The organism is Actinophytocola sp. NPDC049390 (assembly GCF_044466355.1).
In the GTDB taxonomy this organism is placed as follows: domain Bacteria; phylum Actinomycetota; class Actinomycetes; order Mycobacteriales; family Pseudonocardiaceae; genus Actinophytocola.
The window spans coordinates 98,387-122,704 of the sequence record NZ_JBITMQ010000004.1; the positions used below are offsets into that span (position 1 = coordinate 98,387).

Below are 24,318 nucleotides of genomic sequence, written 5' to 3' on the forward strand. Positions count from 1 at the left end.
GAACACCCTGGGTCATTGATCGCCACGTTCGGTAATATGCGTTGGTGCCCTCCCACGTTCACGAAGCCCTGATCGAGCTGTTCCGGCAGCGTCCGGCGCTCGCCGCCGAGTTGCTGTGCGGTCAACTCGGCGTGGCGATGCCGTCGTACGCGCACGCGAGTGTGGGATCGAGTGACCTGACCGATCTGACGCCCACTGAGTACCGGGCGGACACGGTCATCGTGCTGACCAGCGGTGACGTGCAGGTCGGCGCGGTCGTCGTCGAGGTGCAGCTGGGGCGGGACCCGGCCAAACGCTGGTCCTGGCCGGTGTACCTGACGACGCTCCGCGCTCGCCTTCGGGTACCGGTCGTGCTGCTGGTGGTGTGCCCGGACAGCGCGACGGCGACCTGGTGTGCCGCGCCCATCGACCTGGGGCATCCGGACTGGGCGTTGCGTCCGGTGGTCATCGCTCCCGACCGGGTGCCGGTACTCACCGACCCTGAGGAGGCGGTCGGCAAACCGGAGCTGGCGGTGCTCTCGGCCATGGCCCATGGCGCCGGAACCGATGGAGACAAGGTCCTGTCCGCGTTCATGGCCGGTCTGCGAGCGCTCTCTGATGACCAAGCAAACTTGTACACTGACCTTGTGCTCATGACGCTTCCAGCAGCGGCACGAGCTCGTCTGGAGGAACTGATGAGCACTGGAACCTGGGAGTACAAGAGCGACTTCGCCCGCCGCTACTACGGCCAAGGCCGCGCCGAGGGCGAGGCCAGGGCGGTGCTGGGGGTTCTCGAGGTGCGTGGCATTACCGTGCCGGACGGCGCTCGCGAGCGGATCATGCGGTGCACGGATCTCGACCAGCTCGAGACCTGGGTGCGCCGGGCCGTGACGGTCTCGACCGTCGACGAGCTGTTCGCCTAGCCCAGTTCCGGTGGGAAGCCGCCGGTCGCGACCGGGCCCCAGCGGTCGATGGTGACGCGGATCAGGCACTTGCCCTGCCTCGTCATCGCCTCGCGGTACTCGTCCCAGTCCGGGTGCTCGCCGGAGATCACGCGGAAGTACTCGACCAGCGGCTCCAGCGCGTCCGGCAGGTCCAGCACCTCCGCGGTGCCGTCGACCTGCACGTACGCGTCGTTGAACTCGTCGGACAGGACCAGCACCGACACCTTCGGGTCGCGTCGGGCGTTGCGGGACTTGGCCCGCCGCGGGTAGCTCGAGATCACGATGCGGCCCTCGCCGTCCAGCCCGCACGTCACCGGCGACATCTGCGGGCTGCCGTCGGACCGCGTGGTCACCAGCACGGCCTGGTGGCGCGGGCGGATGAAGTCGTTCAGCGCTGCTCGTTCGACCATCTCGGCCGTTGCGATCTTTGGCACGGACACCACCCTACGTCTGCCGGTAGCGTGCGGCCGTGCTCCGCGACTGGCTGAACCCGCCGCCCCCGGCCTTCCCCGCACCGGTCACCGACGCCCGCGAGCGACGCGGGATCGTCGTCGAGCTGGTGATCGTCTTCGCCATCACGCTGGGGCTCTCCGCGCTGCGCAGCCTGCTGTCGCTCATCGACTCGCTGTTGCGCGAGGAGCGGCTGGCCGACCAGGCGGTGGCGCTGAACGTCTCGCAGGCCACCAACGAGCTGCTCGACTTCCTCCGTCAGGTGCTGTCCGCGACGCAGCTGTTCGCGTGGGGTGTGCTCGGCCTCTACCTGCTGTGGCGCGCGGGCATCCAGCTGCGGCAGGTCGGCCTCGCACGCGGACGTTTCCTGCGTGACCTCGGCGGCGGCGCTGGTCTCGCCGCGCTGATCGGCGTGCCCGGCCTCGGGTTCTACCTGATCGCGCGGGCCGTCGGCGCCAACCTGACCGTCGTGCCGACCGCGCTGGACCACTGGTGGCAGTTCCTCACGCTGCCGCTGTCGGCGTTCGGCAACGCGTGGGCCGAGGAGGTGCTGGTCGTCGGCTACCTGATCACGCGGCTGCGCCAGCTCGGGTTGCGGGAGAACACGTCGCTGCTGGTCTCGGCCGTGCTGCGCGGCGCTTACCACCTCTACCAGGGCTTCGGCGGGTTCGTCGGCAACGTGATCATGGGCCTGGTGTACGGCCGGGTGTGGCAGAAGACCAACCGGCTGTGGGCGCTGGTGCTGGCGCACTTCCTGATCGACTTCGTCGCCTTCATGGGGTACGCGGTCCTGCGTGGTCGCGTCTCCTGGCTGCCGTGACGTTTCCCGGGTACGAATAGGGGCATGGCCGGCCTCGAGGAGTACCGCAGGAAACGGGACGCCGCGAAGACCCCTGAGCCCGTTCCCGGCGAGGGGGCGCTGCCGACCGGCAACAACGACACGTTCGTCATCCAGGAGCACCACGCCACCCGGCTGCACTGGGACGTGCGGCTGGAACGCGACGGTGTGCTCGTGTCGTGGGCGGTGCCGCGCGGGTTGCCGGACGTGCCCGGTGACATCCGGTTGGCCGTGCACACCGAAGACCACCCGATGGAGTACGCGACGTTCTCCGGGGAGATTCCGAAGGGTGAGTACGGCGGCGGGCGGATGTTCATCTGGGACCGCGGCCGGTACGAGACGCTGAAGTGGTCCGACCGCGAGGTCGCGGTGATCTTCGACGGCGAGCGGGCCAAGGGGCGGTACACGTTCTTCCGCAGCGGCAAGGACTCCAAGGACTGGATGGTCCGCCGTTCCGAACCACCGCTACAGGCCGGTTTCGAGCGGCTGCCTGAGCTGGTGGAGCCGATGCTGGCGTCACCGGGCACGCTGCCGGAGGACGAGTCCGACTGGTCCTACGAGTTCAAGTGGGACGGCGTCCGCGCACTCGCCCGCGTCGAGGGCGGTCGGCTGCGGCTGCATTCCCGCAAGGGCAACGACATCACGGTCACGTACCCCGAGCTGCGGCCGCTCGGCGAGGAACTCGGGGCGACGCAGGTCTGGCTGGACGGCGAGATCGTGGCGTTGCGGGACGGCAAGCCCAGCTTCCCGGCGCTGCAGCAGCGGATGCACGTCCAGAACGACCGGCAGGCGCGCAGCCTCGCGAACTCCGTGCCGGTGACGTACCTGATCTTCGACGTGCTGCACCTGGACGGGAAGTCGTGCGTGGACCTCCCGCTAGCCGAGCGCCGCGCGCTGCTGGAACGGCTGGAACTGCGTGGCCCGAACTGGCACCTGTCACCGTCCTTCACCGGCGATGGTGCCGCGGTCGTGGAGACGGCCGGTGACCAGCAGCTGGAAGGGGTGATCGCGAAACGCCTGTCCTCGCGGTACTACCCCGGCCGCCGGACCGCCGACTGGGTGAAGATCACCGAGGTCCTGACGTTGGAGGTGCTGGTCGGTGGCTGGCGTCCGGGGGAGGGCAGGCGCGCGGGCTCGATCGGCTCGCTGATGCTGGGCGTGCCGACGGACGCCGGTCTGCGCTACGTCGGTCAGGTGGGCACCGGCTTCACCGACGAGGCCCTCGCCGCGCTGCACGATCGGCTGAAACCGTTGGTGCGCAAGGAGAACCCGTTCTTCAACGAGGTGCCACGAGAACGGGCGAAGGGCGCCACGTGGGTCACACCCGAACTGGTCGGCGAGGTGGAGTTCCGCAACTGGACACCGGACGGCCGCCTGCGGGCGCCGTCGTGGCGGGGCCTGCGCTCGGACAAGGACGCCGCGGACCTGGAACCGGAGGCGGCACCCGGCACGGAACCCGACGACGGACCGCCGTGGACCGACGACGAACCCGAGGAGCCGCAGCCGCAGAACGTTCTCGTCGAGGTGGGAGGAAAACGCCTCCGTCTGTCCAACCTGGACAAACCGTTGTATCCCGGCTTCAGCAAGGCGCAGGTGATCGACTACTACAGCCGCGTCGCACCGTTTCTGTTGCCACACCTGAAAGACCGCCCGGTGACGCTGCGCAGGTGGCCGGACGGCGTGCTGGGCCAGCCGTTCTTCGAGAAGAACGCGGCACGGCACGCGCCGGAGTGGCTGCGGAAGGTGCGGATCGAGACGCCGGGAAGCACCAAGGGAAACGAGACGCTGGACTTCGTGGTGCTCGACGATCTGCCGAGCCTGGTGTGGTCGGCGAACATGGCGGCGCTGGAACTCCACATCCCGCAGTGGCGGGTGGACGCCGCCGGTGACCGGCAGACCCCCGACCTGCTGGTGTTCGACCTGGACCCGGGCCCGCCCGCGACGATCGTCGAGTGCTGCGAGGTGGCGCTGGAACTCCGGACCGTGCTGGCCGAACACGGTCTGAAGGCGTACGCGAAAACCAGTGGCAACAAGGGGATGCAGTTGTACGCCCCGATCACGACGACGGCGGTGGAGAAGACGTCGGAGTACGCGAAGGCGGTGGCCGAACACCTGGCGGGTGAGCACCCGAAGCTGATCGTGGCCCGGATGGCGAAGGACCTGCGGCCGCGCAAGGTGTTCATCGACTGGAGCCAGAACAACCGCTACAAGACGACGATCGCGCCGTACTCGTTGCGCGGGCGGGAAAACCCGACGGCGTCGACTCCGATCACGTGGGACGAGGTGGCGAACTGCCGCCACCCGAACGATCTGACCTTCACGGCGAAGAACGTCCTGACCCGCGTGGAGGAGTTCGGTGACCTGCTGAAACCGCTGCTGGTGAGGAAACGTCCGAAACTTCCGGAGCTGCCATGATCGAGACCGTCCGCGGCGACATCACCGAACAGCGGGTGGACGCCGTGGTGAACGCGGCGAACTCGTCCCTGCTCGGAGGCGGTGGCGTCGACGGCGCCATCCACCGCAAGGGCGGCGAGGAAATCCTGGCCGAGTGCCGGGCGCTGAGGGCGAGCAAGTACGGCGGTGGCCTCCCGACGGGCCAGGCGGTCGCGACGACGGCGGGGCGACTGCCTGCGCGGTGGGTGATCCACACGGTCGGTCCGGTGTGGTCATCGTCGGAGGACCGCTCGTCGCTGCTGGCCGACTGCCATCGCAACTCGTTGCGGGTGGCGGCGGAACTGGGGGCGTCCACTGTGGCCTTTCCGGCCATCTCGACCGGTGTCTACCGTTGGCCGGTGGAGTCAGCGGCGGAGATCGCCGTGGCTACGGTGAAAGAGGAGCTGCGGGACAGTTCGTTGACGCTGGTTCGGTTTGTTCTCTTCGACGACGACGCGTACGGAGCTTTCAGCGCACAGTTGTAGTTGTCCACAGGTGGGTGGGTTATCCACAGTTTCCCGTCGCGCCCGGGTTTTGTCGGTGGGTGCCGGTAGGCTGGCATGGCGGGTGGCCCCCGGGATCGGGTGGGGGTTGAGGTTACGTACTGGGGGCTTGTTTTCGCTGGTCAGCGGGGGTTTTGGTGCTGTCGTGCGTGGGGTGGTGTCCTCGCCGGACGGGCTGATCTCGGGGAGGGGGCCTCACGATTCGGGCCTGCTGAGATTTGGCAAGGATGGGTCTGCCTGCCCTCCCGTCGACCTCCCTCCGGGCTATCACACCGCGTCAAGGGGCCGGTGTTTCGGGCGTGGCGTGCTTTTTGTTGGCCCCTTGACCCGGTGTGATCGGGCTTCGCCAGGTCGACGGGAGGGCAGGCAGGCCGTCTTTGTGGGCTGCGCCCGGCTTGTGCACGGGGTTGGGTCGCTGGGAGTGTCCTGAAAAAGACGATTTCGGGACGCCCGCCTCCGTGGCCGTTAGGGGAACGCTCGTCGCCTGGCCTGGGGGGTCACGGTGCGGTCAGGATTACTGGGCCGTCGGCTGTGATTGCCACCGTGTGTTCTACGTGTGCGGCTTGGCTGCCGTCCACTGTGCGTAGGGACCAGCCGTCGTCGTCGATTGTGTACTTGTCCTGGCCGCCTGCCATGAACATCGGCTCGATTGCCAGTACCAGGCCCTCGCGTAGCCGGAGGCCTCGGCCGGGTTTGCCCTCGTTCGGGACCGATGGGTCCTCGTGCATGCGCCGTCCTACGCCGTGGCCGCCGAAGTCCTCCGGGATGCCGTAGCCCGCCGCGCGGCCGATCTTGCCCACCGCGTGGGAGATGTCGCCCATGCGGGCGCCTACGCGTGCTGCGTCTATGCCCGCCGCCAGGGCCTTCTCCGCTGTCTCGATCAGTGCCAGGTCCGCGGGGGCCGCCGTGCCCACCACGAACGACATGGCCGCGTCGCCGTGGAAGCCGTTCAGGCACGCGCCGAAGTCGATGCTCAGCAGGTCGCCGTCGCGCAGGCGGTAGGTCGTCGGGATGCCGTGGACGATCACGTCGTTCACGGACGTGATCATGACGCGTGGGAACGGGGTCGGGGCGAAATGCGGGTGGTAGTGCTGGAAACTCGACGTCGCGCCGAAGTCCGCCAGCACGCCCGCCGCCACGTCGTCCAGCTCCAGCAGCGACACCCCTACCGCGGCCGCGGCTCGGCATGCCTGTAGCGCGGTTCCGACTACCCGGCCGGCCTCGCGCATGACCTCGAGCTCCGCCCGGGTCTTCAGTTCCACCATGAGTCCTCCCAATAACTATCCCGGTATTTCTATCACGGGATTAGTATTGGAGCCATGGTGCGACCCCCGTTGAGTGAGCAGGACCGGGAACGTGGCCTTCGTCTCGGCGAGATCCTGCGGGCGGCGCGTGGTGACCGTTCGATAGTCGAGGTCGCCGCGCAGGCCGGGATCTCCGTCGAGACCCTGCGCAAGATCGAGACCGGGCGGATCCCCACGCCCGCGTTCTTCACCGTGGTTGCCATCGCGCGGGCCGTCGACGTGTCGCTCGACGCCCTCGACCTGCGGCTAGACCCCGTGCTGTAGCGCCAGGAACGGGCAGCCGACCATCCTGCGCAGTTCGTCCGACAATTCTTGCAGCGTCGTGATGGGCCGTGAGAACGCCAGCCGGATGTCGTGGTCGCCGTCGATGTCCTCCACCCGCAGGCGCAGGCCGTAGCGGTCCAGGCCCAGCGGCCGCAGGTGTCCGCCCTTCAAGGGCTCCGGCAGGTGGCGGCGCAGTGTGTGCACGACCTCGGTGTGCGACAGCTCGAGGTGTCGTAGCCAGCCCGCCTCCTCGTGGCAGAACGGGTCCGGGTCGGCCGCCGCGAACGTCGACTGCGTGACCGGGTGGGTGCCGTCGGCGTCCGCGATCACCATCGACACCGGCGTGAGCCGCAGGAGAGTGGCCCCGTGGCCGAGGTCCAGAAGGCGGGGATCGGGGCGCTGCGCCGCGATCGTCAGCGCCACCCCGCGCGCGGCGGGCAGTGGCAGCGCCGACAGCTGACCGGTGATCCACAGCAGTCCGCGCACGGACTCCCGCAGCGGCACCGGCGCCATGTCGACGACCTCGACCATCGACGTGAGCACACCGTTCGCGAGAGCCGTCGGCAGCTGGTGGTCGTCCGGCAGTAGCACCGACACGACGCCGTCCTCGTGCACGTGGTGGAGCAAGGGCGTCACGCGGTCGGCCACCGCGCCGGTCGGCGGCAGTGACCGCATGGGTGGCAGCAGCGTCGCCGGGCCACGCGCGGCGATGGTCCTGGCGCGTTCGCCCGGACTCGGCGTCGGCGGTCGATCGGTCAAGGAGCACCTCCCCGCGGTTAGGGTAACCTAACTTGCTCTGGAACGACAATCGACGGCGTCGGTAGCCTGGCGCGGTGACCGTGCCCCAGGCCCTCGCCCTCGCGGGCGTCATCCTCCTCGCCGCCATGTCGCCCGGACCCGACTTCGTCATCGTGCTCCGCAGCGTCCTGTCCGGTGGCCGTCGCGCGGGCATGGCGTGCGCGGCGGGCATCGCGTCCGGGGTGCTGGCCTGGGCGGTCGTGACGTCCGTCGGCATCGCCGGGCTGCTCGCCGCGTCCGCGGTCGCGTTCACCGTGGTCAAGCTCGTCGGCGCGGCCTACCTCGTGCTGCTCGGCGTTCAGTCGCTGCTCGCCGCGCGTCGCGGCGGTTACGAGCAGACGAAGGAGCCGGAGGCCGAGCGGACCCGGCGCGGCGCGTTCGTCGCCTACCGCCAGGGCCTGCTCACCAACCTGTTCAACCCGAAGGTCGCGGTCTTCTTTCTCGCGCTGTGGCCGCAGTTCCTGCCGCACGACGCCACCGTCGTCGACACGTCGATCCTCGCCGCCGTCGCCGCGGTGACCACGCTCGTCTGGTTCACGGTCCTGTCGAACGTGGTCACCGTGCTGCGGCGGTTCCTCACCACGTCGAAGGTCCGGCGGACGATCGACGCGGTGATGGGCACCCTGCTGGTCGGGATCGGTGTGCGCATCGCGGTCAGCCAGTAGGGGTCAGCACAGGCACAGCCGGAAGTTCGCCCGGTAGGTCGTCGCGGTCGCGGGGGCGATGATGTTGTGGCTCTGCGCCCCGCCGTCCGACCAGCTCGAGAACCGGAACCGCAGGCCGAACGTGAGGCGTTGCGGGCTCGGCGCGCTGACCGAGTTGTTCGAGCCCACGATCACGGTCCGCGTGAACGGCGTGACCTGCTCGACCGTGCCCACCACCAGCCGCGCGCCGCTCGGGCTGGACGTGAACGTCAGCGCCACCGTGCGCGGGTTCAGCCGCACGGTCTGGGCCGTCGTGTTGCCGTCCGAGTCGGTCGCCCGCAGCGTCAGGTCCAGGAACGACGGGTACTCGTGGTCCGGCGCGACGAAGCTGCCGGACGCGATCCCGTCCCACGACTGGACGTTGTGGGCGTGGCAGTTGGTCGACGACGTGCAGTGCTGCAACGTGAGCTGCCACGACAACGCGGACGCGGGCAGCGTGCCGTCCTGCGCGTCGGCCGCCCGGCCCGCGAACGGGACGGTCTGGCCGACGCTCCACTGCGTCGACGCGGTCGGGTTGTCGATGGTCACGACCGGCGAGTTCGACGGCGGGTTCCCGACCGTGATCACCACCGACGCCGTGCCGGTCAGGCCGCCGGGGTCGGTGACCCGCAGCCGTGCCGTGACCGACGCCTGCGTCAGGTAGGTGTAGCTCGGGTTCGCGGCGGTCGAGTCGTCGTACGCGCCGTCGCCGTCGAGGTCCCACGCGTAGGTCAGCGCGCCGCCCTCCGGGTCCGTCGAGCCCGAACCGGTGAACTGCACGGTCAGCGGCGCGGTGCCGGACGTCGGGTTGGCCGTGGCCACCGCCGTGGGCGCCTGGTTCGTGCCCGCCGGGTAGCTCACACGGCGCAGCTGACCAGCGCCCAGTGCCACGTAGTACAGGTCGCCGCCGGGGCCGGTCAGCACCTGCACCGGCGCGTTCACGCCGGTCACGAACGGCACGATCGTCGCCGGGTTCGGCAGGCCGTCCGCGCCGCGCCGCATGGCCCAGATACAGCCACGCGAGCTGTCCGCGAAGAACAGGGCGCCGTCGTAGGCCGCCGGGTAGTTGCTGGTCGTCTCGAACGCGACGCCCGCGATCGACGAGCCGCCGGTCGGGCAGCCGTCGCCACTGGCGACCGACGCGCTGTGGTTGTAGGCGTAGTACGGGGCGGTCTGCCCGACGCTGTACAGCGACTCGCACATCGTCAGGTTCGCGCCGTCGTAGCCGGACTGGCGGCCGGTGCCCTCGTAGCACGGCCAGCCGAAGTTCTCGACCGTCGCGTCGGAGACGTTCGTGATCCGGTTGATCTCCTCCCACGTGTTCCAGCCGACGTCACCCGCCCAGATCTCGCTGGTGCCCGGGCGGAACGCGAAGCGGAACTGGTTGCGCAGGCCGTACGCGACGATCTGCGTGGCCCCGGTGTCCGGGTCGACGCGGGTGATCGTGCCGTCCAGCGTCACCGGCTCACCGGCCGGGCGTCGCGGCGACTGCGACCGCAGCGCGCCACCGCGGGCGTCCGGTGGTGCCAGGTTCACCCCGGCCGGGCTCGGCGGGTCGGCGCACGGGTTCCCGCGCTGACCCCAGTCGGCGAAGTTGAAGCTCGCGCCGTCACCGCCGCCCACGTACAGGTCGCCGTCCGGGCCGAACGCGACCGTGCCGATCGAGTGCGACGGGTACTGCTGGCACCAGTCGGTGAGCAGCACCTGCTCGCCGCCGGTCGCGACGCCGTCCGTGCCGACGGTCAGCCGCGACAGGCGGCCGGTGACGACACAGCCCTGGTCGGTGGCGCCCGGTGGGGTGGGGCACTGGTCACCCCACTGGGGCGCCGTGCCACCCGGTACGGCGTCGTAGGTGTACAGGACGTACAGGTACGGCCGCGTGGGATAGGCCGGGTCGAGCGCGAGGCCGAGCAGGCCCCGGTCCCAGAAGTCCTGCGTCTGCGTGCGCAGGTCCGCGGTGATCGTCGCGGTGGTGTCGGCGAGCGAGTCGAACGTCTTGACCAGGCCGCTCTTCTCGCTCACGAACACCCGGCCGTCCGGCGCGAACACCGCGTTCGTCGGCGAGGACAGGCCGCTGATCACGGCCGTGTCGGTGAACCCGGTGGGCACCGCGGCGACCGCGTTCGTGGCGGACGTGAGCGTGGTCAGCACCCCGGCGAGGAGGCCTGCCGCGGCGACCAGAGCTGTTTTCGGGCGCGCTGAGGTAAGGCGGGTACGCACGGGCTCCCCCAATCCAGGCAGTTCGCTGCCAGGAGAGTCGGCCCGTGCGGCCGTCCCGTTTCACCAGGGTCAGCTGCCCGGGCCGCGCCCCGACCACGACCACGCGTAAGCGGGGTCCTCGCAGGTCATGGCCGCCTCGCCGAGGTCCAGCGGCCGGAACGTGTCCACCATGACCGCGGTTTCGTCGAAATAGTCCGCACCAATGGACGCCTCCGCGGCACCCGGTTGGGGGCCATGGGTGAAGCCAGACGGGTGCAGCGACAGCGAACCGATGTCGATGCCGGAGCCTTTGCGCGCCTCGTAGTTCCCGCCGACGTAGAACATCAGCTCGTCGGAGTCGACGTTCGCGTGGTTGTAGGGCACCGGGATCGACAGCGGGTGGTAGTCGACCTTGCGCGGGCAGAACGAGCAGACCACGAAGTTCGGGCCCTCGAACGTCTGGTGCACGGGCGGTGGCTGGTGCACGCGACCCGTGATCGGCTCGAAGTCGCGGATGTTGAACACCCACGGGTAGAGGCAGCCGTCCCAGCCGACGACATCGAACGGGTGGTTGGCGTAGGTGAACCGGGTGAGGCCCGCGCGGTGGCGGACCAGCACGGGCACGTCGGTGCCGTCCGCGAGCAGTGGCTCGGCCGGGCCGCGCTGGTCGCGCTCGCAGTACGGCGCGTGCTCCAGGAACTGGCCCTTCGTCGACAGGTACCGCTTGGGCGGGCCGATGTGGCCGGTCGCCTCGATGACGTACAGACGCGTCTCGCCGTGGGGGAGCACGCGGTACGTGGTGGAGGTCGGCAGCACGACGTAGTCGCCGTCCGTGACCTCGAGCGCGCCGTAGATGGTCTCGATCGTGGCGGCGCCGGCCTGGACGTACAGCAGCTCGTCACCGGCCGCGTTGCGGTACAGCGGGCTCGGTGCGGACGCGATGGCGAACGCGATCGTCAGGTCGTTGTTGCCGAACAGGGTCCGGCGGCCGGTCACCGCGTCGGCCTCGCGCTGTCCTTCCGCCTTCAGGTCCTGGGTCCGGAAGTGCCGTGGCTTCAACGGGTGGTTGGGGGTCAGCTGGCCGCGGAAGTCGGCCACGACCTCGGCGTTCACGATCGCCGTCGGCAGGTGGCGGTGGTAGAGGAGAGCCGAGTCGGAAGAGAAGCCCTCCACGCCCATCAGCTCCTCGGCGTACAGGCTGCCGTCTGGTGAGCGGAACTGTGTGTGCCTCTTTCGGGGGATCTCCCCGACGCTGCGGTAGTAAGGCATGGGCCTCTCCGAAACGTCCGATAGTCGGACATCTTTGTTCAGTTGCCGATACGCTACTAGCGTGTCAGCCGTGTCAAGCGCCGCACCTCAGCCCGCATCGGATCAGCGGGACGTGCCATCCCTGCTCGCCCGTCTCATCGACGACGCCGCCTTGTTCCCGCCCGGGAACGCGACCGTGCCCGACGCGGTGCGGTTGCACCTGGAAGGCAGATCGAGCGATCACGCCGACCTGGTGGGTCTCTTCCTGTGCCCGGCCTCCCGGTTGCCAGAGCTCATCACCGAGTTGATCAAGGTGAAGCCCGGCAAGCCGGTGGAGCTGTCCCTCGTCATCGACACCGGTCTCGGCGGTGTGCCGAAGGCGCTGTCGATCGTCGAGTCGCGAGCCGAGCTGCTCGCGCTGCGCATGGTCGAGATGCCCGCGCCGTCCGACGTCGACGAGGTGTGGCTCGAGCGTGTCTCCGAGTTCGTGCCGGAGGACGTGATCCGGGTGATCGAGCCGCGTCGCGGCGGCGCGGGCTGGCTCGACGGCATCCAGCGCGTCATCGAGCACGGCAGCTGGCCCAAGCTGCGCTGCGGCGGGCTGTCGGCCGAGAACTTCCCGAGCGTCGAGGAGGTCTTCGACTTCCTCTCGGTGATCAACGCCGGTGGCGCGTCGTTCAAGGCGACCGCGGGCCTGCACAACGCGGTCCGGCACACCGCGGCCGACACCGGCTTCACCCACCACGGCTTCCTCAACCTGCTGATCGCCACCGGCCGCCTGCTCGCGGGCGCCGAAGCCGACGACGTGCGGGCGGCGCTCGCGGCCACCGACGGCAAGGCACTCGCCGAGGAGGCGCAGAACCTGACCGAGCACGAGGCGCTCTCCGTGCGCGGCGTGTTCGCGTCCTACGGGTCGTGCTCGCTGACCGACCCGGTGACCGACCTCGAGGAACTGGACCTGCTGTGACCGCCTCGTGGGTGCACGACCCAGCCTTCGCGCGAGACCAGCCGTTCGGCCCGCAGACCCTGCCGTACGGCGTGGTCGACGCGGGTGACGGTCCACAGGTGGCGGTCCGGGTGGGCGACCACGCGCTGCCGCTGCGGTCGGTCGCGCACGACCTCGGCGACGTCGCCGACCTGGTGTCGCGTCCGTCGCTGGACCCGCTGCTGGCCGCGACCCGCGCCGAGTGGAGCGTGCTGCGGGCACGGCTGCTGGACCTGGTCGCCATGTCGGCGCCGCCGACGGGCGCGACGCTGGTGCCGCTGACGGACGTGCGGATGGCGCTGCCGTTCACCGTCGGCGACTACGTCGACTTCTACTCGTCGCGCTACCACGCGGAGAACGTCGGCCGGATCATGCGGCCGGACAGCGAGCCGCTGCTGCCGAACTGGACGCACCTGCCGGTCGGCTACCACGGCCGGTCCGGCACGGTCGTGGTCTCCGGCACGGACATCGAACGTCCGCACGGCCAGCGACGCGGTTCGTCCGGCCCGCACTTCGGCCCGAGCGGCCGGCTCGACATCGAGGCGGAGGTCGGGTTCGTGTGCGGCGGCCCGGTCGCCCGCCGCGTGCCGACGTCGGCGGCGGCCGAACACGTCTTCGGCGTGGTGCTGGTGAACGACTGGTCGGCACGCGACATCCAGGGCTGGGAGTACCAGCCGCTGGGCCCGTTCCTCGGCAAGTCGTTCGCGACGTCGATCTCCGCGTGGATCACCCCGCTGGACGCGTTCGCGATGGCGCGGGTGCCGGTGCCCGACTTCGACCACCCCCGGCTGCCGTACCTGCGGGAGGACCCGCCGTGGGGCCTCGACCTGGCGCTGAAGGTCGAGTGGAACGGCACGGTGGTCTCGCGGCCGCGGTTCTCCGACATGTCGTGGTCGTGCGCGCAGCAGCTCGCGCACATGACGGTCAACGGCGCGACCGTCCGGCCGGGCGACCTGTTCGCGTCGGGCACGGTGTCCGGCCCGGAGAAGAACCAGCGCGGCTGCTTCCTGGAACTGTCGTGGGGCGGCCGGGAGAAGATCACCCTCGCCGACGGCGTGACCAGGACGTTCCTGGAGGACGGCGACGAGGTCGTGATCACCGCGACCGCGCCGGGCGAGGACGGTTCGGTGGTCGGCATCGCACCGGTCACGGGCAGAGTGGTCCCGGCGGTCTGAGGTGGCCCGCCCGATCCGTCCCATCCAGCCCGCGGCCCGCCCGCCGGCGGGGACCGGCCGGGAGAGCTCGCTGACCCTGGAACGCGGCCTGGCGCTGTTGCAGGCGGTGGCGGACTCCGAGTCGGAGGCACCGACGATCAGCGACCTGGCCACCGCGATCGGCGCGTCCCGCGCGGCGGTCTACCGGCTGCTGGTGCCGCTGCAGGAACGCGGCCTGGTCCGGCGCGACGGCTCGAAGGTGCGGCTGGGCCTCGGTTTGCTGCGGCTGGCGGCGAGCGTGACCCCGCAGCTGCGCCTGGCCGCCCTCCCCGCCCTGCGTGAACTGGCGGAGTCCGTCGGCGCGACGGCCCACCTGACCGTCGCGGACGGCGAGGAGGCCCAGGCGATCGCGGTGATCGAACCGTCGTGGACGACCTACCACGTGGCGTACCGGGTCGGCACCCGTCACGCCCTGTCGCGGGGCGCGGCGGGCAAGGCGATCGGGCTCCGTTCGGAGGACCCGGGCTGGCTCGCGACGACCGGCGAACTGCAGTCCGGCGCGTCCGGCATCGCGGCGCCGGTACGCGGGGTGCCGGGGCTGCGGGCGAGCGTCGGCGTGGTGAGCTTCGAGCCCCTCGACGGGGCGGTCGTGGGGCCGAAGGTCCTGGCGGGGGGGGGGGGGGGGGGGGGGCCGCCGCCCCCCGGGGGGGGGGGGGGGGGGGCCCGCGGGGCGGGGGGGGGCCCGCGGGGGGGGCGCCCCCCCTCCGGTGAGCGTCAGCTGGTCGCCAGCTCGCGCAGGACGTCGTCCAGCGGGGTCGGCTTCAGGTCGAGGACCGTCGCCGTGTCCGTCCATTCCATGACCGCCGGGCGGCGGTACAGGTACTGCATCTCGGGCATCTCCGCCATGACCGGGTCGGCGGTGGCCTGTGCGTGCAGCTCCAGCGCGGTCATCTCGCGGATCGAGGGCAGCGGCACGCCGGCCACCTCGGCGAAGCGGGCCGCCATCGCCCGGATCGGGATGTCCGAGGTTTGCGGGGTGTGCCACGCGCGGCCCCACGACGCCTCCGACCTCGCCACCGCGACCAGTGTCGCCGCGACGTCGCCGGTGTAGGTCCAGCTGTGCGGCACGTCCAGGTCCGCCGGGAACACGATCTCCTGGCCCGCCAGCACGTTCGGGGCGATCATCAGGTTGAACAGCGCGAACGCGGCGACCCCCAGGTAGTCGCCTGGGCGTACCTCCGCGAACCGGATGCGGCCCGCCTCGTGTGCGGCGAGCCCGTCCAGGTACATCCGCGTCCGGACCTCGCCCTTGATCGTCGTGGGGCGCATGGGCAGGCCGGGGGTCAGCGGGCCGTCGACCGGGCCGTAGCCGTACACGTTGGACAGGCTCACGTACGCGGCACCCGTCGCCTCCGCCGCCGACAGCAGGGCCGCCGACAGCGCCGGTGCCTCCTCGGGCCACCGGTCGTACGAGGGCATCGCGCAGTTGATGATCGTGGCGGCGCCGCCGGACAGCTCCGTCAGCCGGGTGGTCGCGTCGGCCGCGACCAGTTCGATCCTCGGGTGTGACGGGCCGGTGCCGCGGCGGGTGATCACCCGTACGTCGTCGCCCGTGGTGGCCAGCAGGAGTGCGGTCGCGGTACCGGTCGGGCCCGCGCCGACCACAACGTGTGAAGTCATGTCCTCGACGTTATGGGCGTCGGGAAAGACTGTGGATGGTTCAGAAGCTCTGATGGATGTCCTAGAGTCTTCGTGTGGACGTGCTGAGCGACGTGCTGATCACCCTGCGGACCGGACGGCCCTCGGCCGCGCGGTCCTCCAGCCAGGCGCCGTGGGGGGTGCGGTTCCAGCGCGGCCCGGCCGCCGGATGCCACGTCGTCCTCGAGGGCGGCTGCTGGTTGCTCTCCGACCACGGCGAACCCAGGCGGCTCAGCCCGGGCGACGTGCTGTTCACCCCGCACGGCGACGGGCACGCGCTCGCCGACCACCCGGACAGCCCGCTCGTCGACTTCGAACCGGAACCGCACGACGCCGCGCCGCTCGACGAGATGCGCATCGACGGCGCCGGGCCGGTCACCGAGCTGCTGTGCGCCTACTACTGGTTCGACGCCGCCCGGCCGCACCCGCTGCTCACCGAGTTGCCCGCCATGGTCCACGTGCCTGCCCGGGTCGGGCAGCACCCCTCGCTGCGGGCCGCCGTCGAACTGCTCGGGCAGGAGGTGGCCGACCCTCGGCCGGGTACCGAGGCCGCCGTGCCCGCGCTGATCGACATGCTCCTGCTGTACGTGCTGCGTGCCTGGCTCGACGACCAGCCCGAAGGCCAGTCCGGCTGGGCCACCGCGTTGCGCGACCCGGCGATCACCGCCGCGCTGCGCCAGATCCACCGCCACCCCGAGAAGCCGTGGACGGTCGAGGACCTGGCCGCGGTCGCCGGGCTGTCCCGTGCCGCGTTCGCGAAGCGCTTCACCGCGATCATCGGCCAGCCGCCGCTGACCTACCTGACGTGGTGGCGGATGACCACGGCCGCCCGGCTGCTCCGCGAGTCCGACGACCCGCTGCGCACGGTCGCCGCCCGCAGTGGCTACGCGTCCGAGTACGCGTTCGGGAAGGCGTTCAAGCGCGCCTACGACACCGCGCCCGGGTCATACCGGGCGGCGCAGAAGAGCTCGGCGTAGCGCCCGCCGCGCCCGCTCGGCCCGGCGTGCCTCGTACGCGATGGGGAAGTACCGCAACCGTTCCGGCAGCAGCGGCAGCACCCGCCCCACCACGGCACCCAGCAACCGCAGGGCCCGTTCGTCGCGGGACGTCCACGTCAGGCCCAGCTTCTCCCTGGCCGCCGCGGGCAGCGTGCCGATCGTGACGAAGTGCTGGACGCGGCCGGGCACGTCCATCGCCACCCGCCACAGCGGGCGGAGCACGGCGGGCAGGTCGACCGGCGGCGGGGTGTGGCGGGTCGACTCCAGGAACTCGTACGCGGTCGGGTGGGCGACCAGCGTCTCGTCGACCATGTCGGCGAAGTACTCGAGGTAGGCGTCGTAGGTCGGCGGGATCTCCTTCTCCGCCACGTGCAGGTTCCGCGCCAGCTGCACGATCTCCGCGTAGAACTCCTCCTCCTCGGCCCGCGTCAGCGGCCGCTTCGAGAAGTACTTCGCGCCGACCGTGTAGGCGTACGGCGCGGTCAGGATGATCCACGCCCACGGGCCGGACGCCAGCGCCGTGTACCGCGTGCCGTCCACGGTGGACGTCAGTGGCGCGTGCAGAGCCCGGAGGCGGTCGCCTTCGCGCAGCGCCTCCTCGCCGCCGTACACCCACGTCATCACCGACGCGATGGACCGCTGGGCGCGCCCGATCGCGTCCGTGCGGAACACCGAGTGCTCACCGACGACCGCGCCGACCGCCGGGTGCATCACCTGCAACGCGAACGCCGCGCCGGTGGTCAGGGAGAACGTGACGAGCCCGGTCTCGTCCCACAGGCGCGTGCCCGGGCTGATCGGCTGCCGCATGACCCAGCTCCCTTCTGGTGAAGGACGTCACCAGATAACATAGGTTCGCATGAAGACCTACGGTGGCGCCAGCCCCGACGAGCGAAAGACCAGGCGGCGCGCCGCGTTGCGCGAGGCCGCGCTCGACCTGCTCGCCGAGGGCGGCTGGGAACGCGTCACCGTCCGCGGGGTCTGCGCCCGCGCCAAGCTCAACGACCGCTACTTCTACGAGAGCTTCCGCGACCCGGCGGCGCTGCTGCTCGCCGTCCGCGAACAGGTGACGGCACACGCGTTCGCGGTGGTCGCCAAGGCGATCGCGGACACCGCACCCGACCCGGACGTGCGGGTCCGCGCGGTGATCGTGGCACTCGTCGACTTCTTCACCGAGGACCCGCGGCGCGGCCACCTGCTGGTCCAGTCGCAGGCCACCGACGAGCTGCGGGCCGCACGCCAGACCTCCGTCCGCGCCATGGCACGCGTGGTCGCCGACCAGGGCGCCGCGATGCTCGGCGCGCAGGCCCCGCCGGAACCGGACCGCGAGCTGGCCGCGCTCACGCTCGTCCACGGCACGCTGGAACTGTTCGCCTCCTGGCTGCGCGGCGAACTGGACATCACCCGCACGCACCTCGTCGACTTCCTCGTCGCCATGGTCCGCACGACCGAGGACCTCGCCGCGGCGTTGCGGCGGCAACGCGGATGACCTCCGGGCATTAGGCTCCTGCCGTGAGAACCGGCAGTCGCGCGCGATGAACGACCCCGCGAGAGAGTTCGACGTCGTGGGGGTCACCACGTCGACGATCGCCGACATCCTGGTGGCGAACCGACCGTGACCCAGCCGACGGACCCCGACCTCGAAGAGCTGCTCCGGTTCATCCGCGACGCCCGCGGTTTCGACTTCACCGGCTACAAGCGCAGCTCGCTCACCCGGCGCATCCGCAAGCGGATGGCCGACATCGGCGTCGCGGAGTACCCCGACTACCAGGACCTGCTCGAGGCGAGCGCGGCCGAGTTCGGCGCGTTGTTCAACACCATCCTGATCAACGTCACCGGCTTCTTCCGCGACGAGGAGAGCTGGGCCCACCTGCGCGACACCGTGCTGCCGGAGCTGCTGCTCGGACTGGACGCCGACGAGGAGATCCGTGTGTGGAGCGCGGGCTGCTCGTCCGGCGAGGAGGCGTACACGCTCGCGATCGTGCTCGCCGAGGTGCTCGGCGTCGAGCAGTGCGTGCGGCGCGTGAAGATCTACAGCACCGACGTGGACGACGAGGCGCTGCGGCGGGCGCGGCTCGGCACGTACCCGTCGAAGGCCGTGGAGAACCTGCCCGCCGGACTGGTGGAGAAGTACTTCGAACCGCAGGGTGACGCGGTCTCGTTCCGTACCGACCTGCGCAGGCGGGTCATCTTCGGCCGCCACGACATCACGAGGGACGCGCCGATCTCGCGGCTGCACCTGCTGGTGTGCCGCAACACGCTCATGTACTTCAACGTCGAGGCGCAGCAGGCGATCGTCGACCGCTTCACGTTCGCCATGAACGACCGCGCGTGCCTGTTCCTCGGCAAGGCGGAGATGCTGCTGGCCGACGGCAACCGGTTCGAGGTGGTGAGCATGCGGCACCGCATGTTCCGCCGCCGGGGCGGCACGGTGCCGCGGCCGCTGTCCCCGAGCCGTCCCGTGCGCACGATCGCGGTCCCGGAGGACGGCGACCGGCAGCGGAACGTCCGCGACCTGGTGCTGGACACCGCGCCGAACGCGATCGTGGCGGTGGACATGGCGGGCGTCCTCATCCAGGTCAACGGCCAGGCGCGGGCCTTGCTGGGAATGGGGCCCTCGGACGTCGGCAGGCCGTTCCGGGACCTGGAGATCTCCTACCGGCCGCTCGAACTGCGGTCCCTCATCGAGCAGGCGCACGACACCCGCCGCCCGGTGCGCGTCAACGCCGTCGAGCGCCGGATCGCCGCCGACGAGGTCCAGTACCTCGACATCGTGGTGCAGCCGCTGATCGCGATCGACGGCGAGTTGCTCGGCGCGGGCATCGCGTTCATCGACAACACCTTGTTCACCCAGCTGCAGCAGGAGGTCAAGCGCAGCCGCGAGGAGCTGGAGACCACGAACGAGGAACTCCAGTCAACCAACGAGGAACTCGAGACCACCAACGAGGAACTCCAGTCCAGCATCGAGGAACTGGAGACCACGAACGAGGAACTGCAGTCCACCAACGAGGAACTCGAGACCACCAACGAGGAACTCCAGTCCGGCAACGAGGAACTGGAGACCATGAACGAGGAGATGCGGATCCGCGGCGACGAGCTCGGCGAGGCACGCACGTTCCTCGAGGGCGTGCTGTCGAGCGTCGCGGCCGGGGTGGTGGTGCTGGACGCGCACCTGCGGGTGCGCAGCTGGAACCGGGGCGCCGAGGAACTGTGGGGGCTGCGTGCCGCCGAGGTCGACAACGAGGACTTCTTCAAGCTCGACTTCGGGTTGCCGACCGCCGGGCTGGCCACCCTGATCCGTGACTGCGTCGCAGGCCGGAGCCGGACGGGACCGGTGGACGTGGCCGCGGTGAACCGACGTGGCCGCGCCTTCACGTGCTCGCTGACCTGCAACCCGTTGAACAGTGCGGACGGCGGCGTCGTCCTGCTGATGGAGCCGGCCGATCAAGGCTGAACGCGAGTACGATGTGCCGGGTGCCTGAACCGCACTCCGGTGTGTCGTATACCGCCAGGGCGAGTCGGCGCGCGAGCCGCGAGAAGGATCGTGCACAGCGTGCCGCTCAGGTCGCCGCCCGCCACGAACAGCTTGCGGTGCGGGCAAGTCCGACGTTGCGCGGGTTGCACCTGGACATGGCCGAGATGCACCGCGCGATCGAACGCAGGCACCTGGCCGCCGCCGAGATGAACGCCCACCACGCCGCCCGGCTGGCGGCGTGGCACGGTACGTCGGCGGAGCCGCGCTTCATCACGGCCGTCGCCTCGGCGCTCGGTGTCGAGCACGTCGGGGTCAGCCTCCTCCTCGGCAACCGGGAAGAAGCCGTGAACGTGGGGTCCGACGGCGTCGCGACCGCGGCCCAGGAGGTGGAGTTCACCCTCGGCGAGGGGCCGGTCCACGACGTCGCCGAGGCCAGGGCCGCCGTCGCGGTGGACGAGACGGCGCTGCCGTCGCGGTGGCCGGAGTTCGCGTCCCAGGTGGCCGAGTTCGGGGTCCACGCGGTCGCGGCGGCGCCACTGCGGACCGCCACCGGTTGTCTGGGCGTGCTCACCGTGTTCGACCCGCCCGCGGAGTCGGCACGGTCGGCGGCGATGCTGGCCACGGTCGCCGACGCGTTGGTGCACTCGTCGCTCCTCGCGCCGGACAGCGCCGACCCGCTCGACCTCCCGGTGCTCGTGGGTGCCAACCACCATGCGGTCGTGCACCAGGCCAGTGGCATAGTCGCCGAACAACTCGGCTGCCGCGCCGAGGACGCGCTCGTCGTACTGCGCGCCAGAGCGTTCGCGATGGACGAGCCACTCGCCGCGATCGCGGCCGAGGTCGTGCACAGGGGTTTGAGATTGGACAGATGAACGAGCGCAGCCGGAGGTTGGTGGACCTCACCGAGATCCTCGTGAGCGGACTGGACGAGCCCGCCCAGCGGCAACGCCTCACCGTGATGTGCGCCGAACTGCTCGACGTGCAGGCCGCCGCCCTGCTGGCGCTCGACCTCGACGGCGCACCCGCCATGGCGGGCGCGTCCGAGGAGACGGCCGAACTGCTGACCCGTTTCGAACTGGCCTACGAGCAGGGCCCCGGCATCGACGTGCTGCGGACCGGTGCGCGGGTGGAGTGCGCCGACCTCAGCGCGGCCCGGCTGCGGTGGCCGAGGTTCGCCCCGGTCGCGCTGGACGCGGGCGTCGCCGCCGCGGTCGGACTGCCGTGCGTGCTGTGCGACGACGTCGTCGGCGCGCTGACCCTGTACACGGCGACGCCGGGACACGTGGCGGCGGACGACGACGTGGTGAGCCGGGGGCTGGTCAACACGATGTCGCTCGGGGTGACCGCCCACCGCAGCCGTGAGCTGGCGGCACGTGCCACGCAGCTGCAGGGCGCGCTCGACACCCGGGTGGTGATCGAGCAGGCCAAGGGGATGCTCGCCGAGCGGGAGTCCATCACCGTCGACGAGGCGTTCACGCTGCTGCGCAACCACTCGCGCGGCACCGGCACGAAGCTGCGCGAGGTGGCCCAGGACGTGGTCAAGGGCGTGCTGCGGCTGCCCCGCCAGAAGTGACGGGGCAGCCGGCCGGCGACTCGGACGTGCTCGGTTCGTCCGCTGGGTGGCGTGGTGACTCACCCCCGTCGCCGGCCGGCACCTCCCGCCCCCAGGCGCTGCTGGCCCGCGGCCAGCAGCCGGATGTCCCGGATGGCCTGGTCGAGCCGGGTGATGGCCTGTTCGAGACGGGCTCGCACGAGCCCGTCGGTGTCACTGAGCGCGACATTCACGTCGAGAGCGACACGCGAGAGTCGTTCGCTGATCAACCCGGCCTGGACGACGAGTACGTCGCCCGCCTCGTGATCGTCCCAGCCCATGCGGGGTCCCTCGACGGTGTGGTGCGGCGCGCCGGGTCCTGGGCGGCAGGTTCGAGACGTTCGCACTGTAACTCCGCCCCGGACACGCTGTGTATCCGCCAAACGGTCGACACAGGTCAGAGGACCGCCTGCCACAGCGCGATGAGCGCGAACGCGCCGAACACGACCGCGGCACCGCGCTGGATGACGTGCGCGGGCACCTTGGCCCGCAGCTTGCGGCCCACCAGCAGCGCCAGCACGGTCACGCTCATCAACGCGAGGAAGGTGCCGAGGCCGACCGCGATCGGGCTCGCGTAGCGCGCCGCCACCCCGATGGCCGTGACCTGCGACGCGTCGCCCCATTCGGTGAGGAACAGGGTGCCGAACGAGATCATCGCCGCGCGCACGAACGTCGTCGCGTCCCGGTTCACCGGACCGGCGCCGTCGGCGTCGTCGCTGTCGCTCTCGCGGCTCTCCCGCCACAGCAGGAACGCCCCGACCCCGAACAGCAGCGCGATCGCCGCGGCCACCACCCGGTCCGGCAGCAGGGTGATCGCACTGCCCAGCGCGACCGCGATGACCGCCTGCAACGCGAACGCCAGCCCGGCACCCAGCAGCACCGGCTTGCCGCGGAAGCGACTGGACAGCACGAGCGTCAGCGCCGTGGTCTTGTCGGGCAGCTCGAGCAGGAAGACGGCGCCGTACGCCGATACGAAAGCGAGGAGCCAGTGGCCCATGTGGACGGAATTCCCTCCGCGTCGGGCCCGGACGGAGGCAGCATGACTCCGGCCGGGCATGCTTCTACCCGGCCGGAGGTCTCGTTCGCCCGCTCGTGAGCGGGTGAGGCACCGGACCCGTGAAACGAGTCAGTATGTCGATGCACTCGCCGAGCGGACGCGAACGCCCGCCGCGGGAACTACTCCCCTCTGGCGCCAACCAGTGTACGCGTGCCGCCTGACGTGCGGGTATGGCGGTCGTCACGGGACCTACGTCCCAGGCGGACAGGACCCGGAGACCTGCCGGAACGCCGGTTCCGGCAGGCAATGTGGCAGGCGTGGAAGTACTCGATCTCGCCCGGTGGCAGTTCGGTATCACGACCGTCTACCACTTCCTGATGGTGCCGCTGACGATCGGCCTCTCGCTGCTCGTCGCCGGCATGCAGACGGCGTGGGTGCGTACCGGCAACCCGCGCTACCTGGCCATGACGAAGTTCTGGGGCAAGCTCCTGATGATCAACTTCGCCATGGGGGTGGTGACCGGGATCGTCCAGGAGTTCCAGTTCGGCATGGCGTGGAGCGAGTACTCGCGTTTCGTCGGGGACGTGTTCGGGGCGCCGCTCGCCATGGAGGGGCTCGTCGCGTTCTTCGTCGAGTCGACGTTCCTCGGGCTGTGGATGTTCGGCTGGGACCGGCTGCCCAAGCGCGTCCACCTGGCGTGCGTGTGGGCGTTCTCGCTGGCCACGGTCGCCTCCGCCTACTTCATCCTCGCCGCCAACTCGTGGATGCAGCACCCGGTCGGCGTCGAGATGGTCGACGGGCGGCCGCGGCTCACGTCGATCTGGGCGGTGCTGACGAACTCGACCGTCCTCGCGGCGTTCCCGCACGCGATCTTCGGCGCCTTCGCGGTCGCGGCCACGTTCCTCGTCGGCATCGCGGCATGGCGGTTGTGGCGGTCCCGCGAGGACGAGGGCACGTGGCGGACGTCGGTGCGCCTCGGCGCGTGGGTCGGGGTCGTCGCGTTCGCGGGGCTCGCGGTCAGCGGTGACCTGCAGTCGAAGCTGATGTTCGAGCAGCAGCCGATGAAGATGGCGTCGGCGGAGGCCCTGTGCCACACCGAACAGCCGGCCGGGTTCTCGGTCTTCGCGATCGGCGACGTGTCGAACCCGGACTGCGAGAACGTCAAGTCGATCACCGTGCCCGCGCTGCTGTCCTTCCTGGCGCACGGCGACTTCGACGCCGAGGTGACCGGGGTCGAGGACCTCGTCACGCGGTACCAGGAGCGCTACGGCACGCACTACCCGGTCGACCCGCGGCTCGGTGAGCTGTCCGGGCAGCCGATCGACTACGTGCCGAACCTGCCGGTGACGTACTGGAGCTTCCGGTTCATGATCGGCCTCGGCGCCATCGGCACCGCGGCGGGCCTGGCCGTGCTGTGGCTGACGCGGCGCGGGCGCGTGCCGACGAGCCGCTGGTTCCCCCGGTTCGCCCTCGCGAGCATCGCGCTGCCGTTCGTCGCCAACAGCTTCGGCTGGATCTTCACCGAGATGGGGCGCCAGCCGTTCGTCGTCGTGCCCAATCCGTCCGGTGTGGACGGTGTGTGGATGTTCACCGCGCGGGCCGTGTCCGGGCTGACCGTCGGCGAGGTCCTGACGTCGCTGATCGCGCTGACGCTCACCTACGGCGTGCTCGCGGTGGTGGAGGTCGTGCTGATGCGCCGCTACGTGCGGGCGGGCATCGAGCAACCGGAGCCCGGGGACAAGTCCGACGACAACCTGACCTTCGCGTACTGAGGAGCGTG

Annotated in this window: 23 protein-coding genes and 1 pseudogene; 15 read left to right on the forward strand and 9 right to left on the reverse strand. The window is 70.7% G+C overall.

Annotation, left to right across the window (positions count from 1 at the left end):
• Window positions 1-44: 44 nt before the first annotated feature.
• Complete coding sequence (locus tag ACIBVP_RS14220; RefSeq protein WP_396106536.1) at window positions 45-902, forward strand: hypothetical protein; 858 nt, start codon at window positions 45-47, stop codon at window positions 900-902.
• Here the strand turns inward: ACIBVP_RS14220 and ACIBVP_RS14225 are convergent.
• Window positions 899-1,357 carry a PPOX class F420-dependent oxidoreductase gene (locus ACIBVP_RS14225; protein WP_396106537.1) on the reverse strand — a complete coding sequence of 153 codons (459 nt, stop codon included), beginning with the start codon at window positions 1,355-1,357 and terminating at the stop codon, window positions 899-901. The genes ACIBVP_RS14220 and ACIBVP_RS14225 overlap by 4 nt on opposite strands.
• 35 nt (window positions 1,358-1,392) lie before the next feature.
• On the opposite strand from ACIBVP_RS14225, the gene ACIBVP_RS14230 reads away from it, so the two are divergent.
• From ACIBVP_RS14230 to ACIBVP_RS14240, 3 genes are read left to right on the forward strand one after another with little or no spacing between them, the layout of a single operon-like run.
• A complete protein-coding gene (locus ACIBVP_RS14230) occupies window positions 1,393-2,193 on the forward strand; it encodes a CPBP family intramembrane glutamic endopeptidase (RefSeq protein WP_396106538.1) in 801 nt (266 codons plus the stop codon).
• Between the two features lie 24 nt (window positions 2,194-2,217).
• Complete coding sequence (ligD, locus tag ACIBVP_RS14235) at window positions 2,218-4,626, forward strand: DNA ligase D (protein WP_396106539.1); 2,409 nt, start codon at window positions 2,218-2,220, stop codon at window positions 4,624-4,626.
• Window positions 4,623-5,129, forward strand: coding sequence for an O-acetyl-ADP-ribose deacetylase (locus tag ACIBVP_RS14240; RefSeq protein WP_396106540.1), 507 nt, complete (start codon window positions 4,623-4,625; stop codon window positions 5,127-5,129). The genes ligD and ACIBVP_RS14240 overlap by 4 nt, the downstream gene beginning before the upstream one ends.
• Window positions 5,130-5,644: 515 nt before the next feature.
• Here ACIBVP_RS14240 and map read toward each other — a convergent pair.
• The gene (gene map, locus ACIBVP_RS14245) at window positions 5,645-6,412 is read right to left on the reverse strand and encodes a type I methionyl aminopeptidase (protein ID WP_396106541.1); all 768 of its coding nucleotides are present in this window, start codon (window positions 6,410-6,412) and stop codon (window positions 5,645-5,647) included.
• A 54-nt stretch (window positions 6,413-6,466) separates the two neighbouring features.
• Between map and ACIBVP_RS14250 the strand changes: the two genes are divergently transcribed.
• Window positions 6,467-6,715 (forward strand): helix-turn-helix domain-containing protein, encoded by a 249-nt coding sequence (locus tag ACIBVP_RS14250; RefSeq protein ID WP_396106542.1) that lies wholly within the window; start codon window positions 6,467-6,469, stop codon window positions 6,713-6,715.
• Here ACIBVP_RS14250 and ACIBVP_RS14255 read toward each other — a convergent pair.
• The gene (locus tag ACIBVP_RS14255) at window positions 6,698-7,474 is read right to left on the reverse strand and encodes a DUF2470 domain-containing protein (protein ID WP_396106543.1); all 777 of its coding nucleotides are present in this window, start codon (window positions 7,472-7,474) and stop codon (window positions 6,698-6,700) included. The two genes, ACIBVP_RS14250 and ACIBVP_RS14255, sit on opposite strands and share 18 nt — an antisense overlap.
• 74 nt (window positions 7,475-7,548) lie before the next feature.
• Here ACIBVP_RS14255 and ACIBVP_RS14260 point away from each other — a divergent pair, with 74 nt between their 5' ends.
• Window positions 7,549-8,178, forward strand: a complete 630-nt coding sequence (locus ACIBVP_RS14260; RefSeq protein ID WP_396106544.1) for a LysE family translocator — start codon at window positions 7,549-7,551, stop codon at window positions 8,176-8,178.
• A 3-nt stretch (window positions 8,179-8,181) separates the two neighbouring features.
• Here the strand turns inward: ACIBVP_RS14260 and ACIBVP_RS14265 are convergent, their stop codons facing one another.
• Together ACIBVP_RS14265 and ACIBVP_RS14270 are read right to left on the reverse strand one after the other, a co-directional pair.
• Window positions 8,182-10,416: a PQQ-dependent sugar dehydrogenase gene (locus tag ACIBVP_RS14265; RefSeq protein ID WP_396106545.1), complete on the reverse strand. Its 2,235-nt coding sequence runs from the start codon at window positions 10,414-10,416 to the stop codon at window positions 8,182-8,184.
• 69 nt (window positions 10,417-10,485) lie between these two features.
• Window positions 10,486-11,664: a homogentisate 1,2-dioxygenase gene (locus tag ACIBVP_RS14270; protein ID WP_396106546.1), complete on the reverse strand. Its 1,179-nt coding sequence runs from the start codon at window positions 11,662-11,664 to the stop codon at window positions 10,486-10,488.
• Between the two features lie 70 nt (window positions 11,665-11,734).
• On the opposite strand from ACIBVP_RS14270, the gene ACIBVP_RS14275 reads away from it, so the two are divergent.
• The 3 genes and pseudogenes from ACIBVP_RS14275 to ACIBVP_RS14285 form a co-directional block, all read left to right on the forward strand.
• Entirely contained in the window at window positions 11,735-12,610 is an 876-nt protein-coding gene (locus ACIBVP_RS14275; RefSeq protein WP_396106924.1) for a hypothetical protein, read from the forward strand.
• Window positions 12,607-13,803 carry a fumarylacetoacetase gene (gene fahA, locus ACIBVP_RS14280; protein ID WP_396106547.1) on the forward strand — a complete coding sequence of 399 codons (1,197 nt, stop codon included), beginning with the start codon at window positions 12,607-12,609 and terminating at the stop codon, window positions 13,801-13,803. Before ACIBVP_RS14275 ends, fahA begins: the two co-directional genes overlap by 4 nt.
• A gap of 22 nt (window positions 13,804-13,825) precedes the next feature.
• A pseudogene (locus tag ACIBVP_RS14285) lies at window positions 13,826-14,452 on the forward strand (helix-turn-helix domain-containing protein); the annotation flags it as partial.
• A gap of 104 nt (window positions 14,453-14,556) precedes the next feature.
• Here the strand turns inward: ACIBVP_RS14285 and ACIBVP_RS14290 are convergent.
• Window positions 14,557-15,462, reverse strand: coding sequence for an NAD-dependent epimerase/dehydratase family protein (locus tag ACIBVP_RS14290; RefSeq protein ID WP_396106548.1), 906 nt, complete (start codon window positions 15,460-15,462; stop codon window positions 14,557-14,559).
• A gap of 74 nt (window positions 15,463-15,536) precedes the next feature.
• On the opposite strand from ACIBVP_RS14290, the gene ACIBVP_RS14295 reads away from it, so the two are divergent.
• Window positions 15,537-16,457: an AraC family transcriptional regulator gene (locus ACIBVP_RS14295; protein WP_396106549.1), complete on the forward strand. Its 921-nt coding sequence runs from the start codon at window positions 15,537-15,539 to the stop codon at window positions 16,455-16,457.
• Here ACIBVP_RS14295 and ACIBVP_RS14300 read toward each other — a convergent pair.
• Window positions 16,425-17,285, reverse strand: coding sequence for an oxygenase MpaB family protein (locus ACIBVP_RS14300; protein ID WP_396106550.1), 861 nt, complete (start codon window positions 17,283-17,285; stop codon window positions 16,425-16,427). The two genes, ACIBVP_RS14295 and ACIBVP_RS14300, sit on opposite strands and share 33 nt — an antisense overlap.
• A 49-nt stretch (window positions 17,286-17,334) precedes the next feature.
• Here ACIBVP_RS14300 and ACIBVP_RS14305 point away from each other — a divergent pair, with 49 nt between their 5' ends.
• The 4 genes from ACIBVP_RS14305 (at window position 17,335) to ACIBVP_RS14320 (ending at window position 21,523) form a co-directional block, all read left to right on the forward strand.
• Entirely contained in the window at window positions 17,335-17,964 is a 630-nt protein-coding gene (locus ACIBVP_RS14305; RefSeq protein WP_396106551.1) for a TetR/AcrR family transcriptional regulator, read from the forward strand.
• 126 nt (window positions 17,965-18,090) lie between these two features.
• A complete protein-coding gene (locus tag ACIBVP_RS14310; RefSeq protein WP_396106552.1) occupies window positions 18,091-19,929 on the forward strand; it encodes a CheR family methyltransferase in 1,839 nt (612 codons plus the stop codon).
• A 20-nt stretch (window positions 19,930-19,949) separates the two neighbouring features.
• Window positions 19,950-20,822 carry an ANTAR domain-containing protein gene (locus ACIBVP_RS14315; protein WP_396106553.1) on the forward strand — a complete coding sequence of 291 codons (873 nt, stop codon included), beginning with the start codon at window positions 19,950-19,952 and terminating at the stop codon, window positions 20,820-20,822.
• Window positions 20,819-21,523, forward strand: coding sequence for an ANTAR domain-containing protein (locus ACIBVP_RS14320; protein WP_396106554.1), 705 nt, complete (start codon window positions 20,819-20,821; stop codon window positions 21,521-21,523). The genes ACIBVP_RS14315 and ACIBVP_RS14320 overlap by 4 nt, the downstream gene beginning before the upstream one ends.
• A gap of 59 nt (window positions 21,524-21,582) precedes the next feature.
• Here the strand turns inward: ACIBVP_RS14320 and ACIBVP_RS14325 are convergent, their stop codons facing one another.
• Together ACIBVP_RS14325 and ACIBVP_RS14330 are read right to left on the reverse strand one after the other, a co-directional pair.
• Window positions 21,583-21,822, reverse strand: a complete 240-nt coding sequence (locus ACIBVP_RS14325; protein WP_396106555.1) for a hypothetical protein — start codon at window positions 21,820-21,822, stop codon at window positions 21,583-21,585.
• Window positions 21,823-21,938: 116 nt separating this feature from the next.
• Complete coding sequence (locus ACIBVP_RS14330; RefSeq protein ID WP_396106556.1) at window positions 21,939-22,538, reverse strand: TMEM165/GDT1 family protein; 600 nt, start codon at window positions 22,536-22,538, stop codon at window positions 21,939-21,941.
• A 317-nt stretch (window positions 22,539-22,855) separates the two neighbouring features.
• Between ACIBVP_RS14330 and ACIBVP_RS14335 the strand changes: the two genes are divergently transcribed.
• Window positions 22,856-24,310, forward strand: a complete 1,455-nt coding sequence (locus tag ACIBVP_RS14335; RefSeq protein WP_396106557.1) for a cytochrome ubiquinol oxidase subunit I — start codon at window positions 22,856-22,858, stop codon at window positions 24,308-24,310.
• Window positions 24,311-24,318: the final 8 nt, after the last annotated feature.